This window comes from Pseudomonas sp. Ma2-10, from assembly GCF_054330215.1.
The window spans coordinates 1-3310 of the sequence record NZ_JBTEYL010000052.1; the positions used below are offsets into that span (position 1 = coordinate 1).

General features: G+C 49.8%; 5 protein-coding genes and 1 pseudogene. All 6 read right to left on the bottom strand.

The features are described 5' to 3' along the window. Positions 1-241 (bottom strand): transposase (locus tag ACXPVS_RS27100; RefSeq protein WP_458512625.1); only part of this gene is annotated, 241 nt, incomplete at its 3' end. 157 nt (positions 242-398) lie between these two features. Further along, entirely contained in the window at positions 399-626 is a 228-nt protein-coding gene (locus ACXPVS_RS27105; RefSeq protein ID WP_458512626.1) for a hypothetical protein, read from the bottom strand. 3 nt (positions 627-629) lie between these two features. Further along, positions 630-941: a hypothetical protein gene (locus ACXPVS_RS27110; RefSeq protein ID WP_458512627.1), complete on the bottom strand. Its 312-nt coding sequence runs from the start codon at positions 939-941 to the stop codon at positions 630-632. Between the two features lie 147 nt (positions 942-1088). Beyond that, positions 1089-2101 (bottom strand): annotated as a pseudogene (locus ACXPVS_RS27115) (IS30 family transposase). Between the two features lie 60 nt (positions 2102-2161). Then, the gene (locus ACXPVS_RS27120) at positions 2162-2491 is read right to left on the bottom strand and encodes a hypothetical protein (RefSeq protein WP_458512628.1); all 330 of its coding nucleotides are present in this window, start codon (positions 2489-2491) and stop codon (positions 2162-2164) included. Further along, positions 2488-3310 (bottom strand): RHS repeat domain-containing protein (locus ACXPVS_RS27125; protein WP_458512629.1); only part of this gene is annotated, 823 nt, incomplete at its 5' end. The genes ACXPVS_RS27120 and ACXPVS_RS27125, both read right to left, overlap by 4 nt.

Sequence of the window (3310 nt, forward strand, 5' to 3'; positions counted from 1 at the left end):
AGAGCGATTCTTCCATGGCCGGGTCGCTATAACCGAACCAGTTTTGCATCAGATGAACCCGTAACATCGCCATCAACGGATAGGCCGGACGACCACCTTTGCTCTTCGGATAGTGCGGCTCGATCAGTTTGACCAAGCCATTCCAGGGCACGACCTGATCCATCTCGATCAGGAAGCGTTCACGGCGGGTTTGTTTGCGTTTGCCAGCGTATTCGGCGTCAGCGAAGGACATCTGCTTCATCGGGGTTCAACCGTTCAGTTCCTGAGACTGGCGTATTTCACCAGATTTGAAAGTCTTTTTCAGAGTTTCCTTAGACTCTTTACGAGCAATCGCTGTGTTGTTGGTCCTATGGGGGCATGTATTTCTACTCAGAATCAGCGATGCAAATACTGTTGNCTCAACCGTTCAGTTCTTGGGACTGGCGTATTTCACCAGATTTGAAAGTCTTTTTCAGAGTTTCCCTAGCCGGTGAAACTTCCCTTGATGCAAGCATCGTGCAGCCAGCTACATACATCTCGACACCGTCATGCACCAGTACTTTCATCCGGTCGGCGCGGCGGTTGGCAAACAGATAAGCGCAGCGCGTCTTAGCCGCACCGAGTTCGTAGAAAATAAATCTGTCCACTTATTAAGCTCGAAATTTACTTATGGGTATGTTGGCTTTGTCGAGCGCTTTGATGAAATCATTTAGCGTGGGGAAATTTGATTTTTTTAAAAAGTCTAATATCCAGAGTGCGTTTAGCTCGATAAATAAAGGTGTCCAGTCAGGGGCGAAAGCTTCAGCCTCCGGTAACTCGAATCCCGATAGTCCATGACCTTTCCCTGCTGAAAACAACAAGCATTTATGCTCGTAGGAGTACGCGATAAATTTTGGCCAGTCCGAATCGTGAGGGCGGTCTGACGGAATGTCTTTCTTTGCTAAAATAAAATAGTCTTTCATTACTCTTCCGGCAGGACCTCTACTTTGTCAAAGTGAATAACTCTGCTGTTTGTGTGAATCTGTTGTGCACCACCATCGCCATATTCTGGATATGCGTCAGCAAATGGTTCCAGCTTGGGGCGGCTGCAGGAGCTGAGTGCAACACGGTTATTGAATTGAAGTAGGAGCCTCATGTTGCAAGCCCATCAGCTGAGTAAATACCTCAATCGGACACAGCCAGTTAAATCGCTTGCGTGGTCGGATGTTCAGCAAATATGCAAACTTGTCCAACTCATCTTGGGTGTACTTGGACAGGTCGGTTCCCTTGGGCAAAAACTGGCGGACAAGGCCGTTGGTGTTCTCGTTGGTTCCACGTTGCCATGGGCTGTGTGGGTCAGCAAAGTAAACAGCAATACCCGTCTTCTGAGTGAGTTCGGCGTGCTTGGCCATTTCCTTGCCCTGGTCATACGTCATGCTTTTACGAGCGGCCAGCGGCATGCCATTGAGCGCCGCGCTGAACCCTTCGACTGCCGATGTCGCCGTAGCGTCATTCATTTTCACCAGCATCAAATAGCCGCTGGAGCGCTCAACGAGTGTCCCGACCGCCGAGGCGTTGTTCTTCCCCTTGATCAAGTCGCCCTCCCAATGCCCCGGCATCAAACGGTCTTCAACCTCCGGCGGACGCAGGTGAATACTGACCATGTCCGGAATCTGGCCGCGACGATCAACACCCCCGGCGCGCGGTCTACGTGTGCTCTTGCCTTGTCGCAGACACTGCACCAGCCCTTGCGCAGCTCACCGACGGGCATCGCATAGATCGCTTTATAGATGGTTTCCCGGCAAACGTAGGCTTCTTTGAAATTGATTTTCATGACCCGCAGCTTGCCCGCGATTTGCTCTGGGGAAAAGCGTTCTCGAAGCAAATGAAGCACCAGCTCGAAGCGTTCATTACCCAGAACCAGTTTTCTGGCAGGGCGACAAACTTTACGGCGCTCGCGAGTGTGAGCCTGTGCGACGTGGGCAACGTATCTCCCATTGAGAGATCGATTGCGACGCAACTCGCGACTGATCGTAGAGGGGCTTCGGCCAAGCATTCGAGCTATCTCGCGCTGACTAAGATCTTGATATTGCCCGACCTGGATCGTGGCGCGTTCTTCGACGCTGAGTTCTGTATAGGACATGGCGGCACCTTACTGGAGGGTGAGGTGTTGCACTCAGTTTTTGCGGCCGCCTTTTCGCTGTCATTTGTCAGTGGTAATAAAATACTTATCAGGCCCCCTCCAACTGATCATTGTAAAATTCCCGATTAAAAGTCCCTTGTCTCTTAGATACTCAAATACCTCGGCAGGACACCACTCTCTACCATCGGAAAAATAAACTTCAAGCTCCCTGAGCTGGTTAAATACGCCAGCTTTTTTTTCATCGTTTGGTGTGATGATTTTGTATTCGTTAAGGTCAATGTCATTTGTGAAGCCAATGCCAATAAGCTTTTCTTTTATTTTTGCATCAAGAATCTTTACTCTAACAAAATCGCTGTCAGATTTTGTCACATAGGCTTGGACTGTATTCATTTAACTAGGATCTCTGTCATGGTAGATACACCAGGTACATCGGTAGTCGGGATGGAATCAATTACCATCTCGGGTGCCCCTCCTGGTAGATGATTTCCTGGGCCTTCAAATTTGTCATTGCCTGCTAGCGGGCTTCTGGGCATGCGTTCTTGGATTCCATCAATTTTTCTGATCTTGAAACCATTTTGAAGGCTTCCTTGCTCTAGTCCAAACGCAGCTTCTAATTGGAGAACTTGCTCTTTGTTTAGCGTCATTTTTCCGTTTGCTGAAAAGTCCCCAATTACATCACTGATACCTTTTTTGTCAGAAATGAATGATCCGTCTCTTCCGATGCTTGGGTACTTATCCCAAGCTATTGGACTTATGTTGTATCCGACATTGTCTTCCAATATCTGGGCTTGGCGTTGTCTTGCTTGAAGAACTTTTGCACTAGGGATGCCCGGATCACCCTGGTCAACTTTGGCTTGTTCTTCTGGAACTTCTATTGCCCTATCGGGCTTACAACCATCTGCGCCAGGGCAATTGTTCAACCCCAACGGATCCACCCACCCCGTAGGGTTAGGCACGTACTGGTAGTTGTTCAACCCACCCGCAAGCTTGATCGGATCCGGCGTCAGAAACCGTCCAGTGCCCGGATTGTAGTAGCGATGCCGGTTGTAATGTAAGCCAGTTTCCGCATCGAAGTACTGACCCTGGAAGCGCAGCGGGTTATCAATTTCCGCAACATCGAGGGTCGCGAGGTTGCCGTAGGCACGGTATTTCGCCGACCACATGATCTCGCCGCTGTAGTCGGTGAGTTCCTGCGGGGTGCCGAGGTGG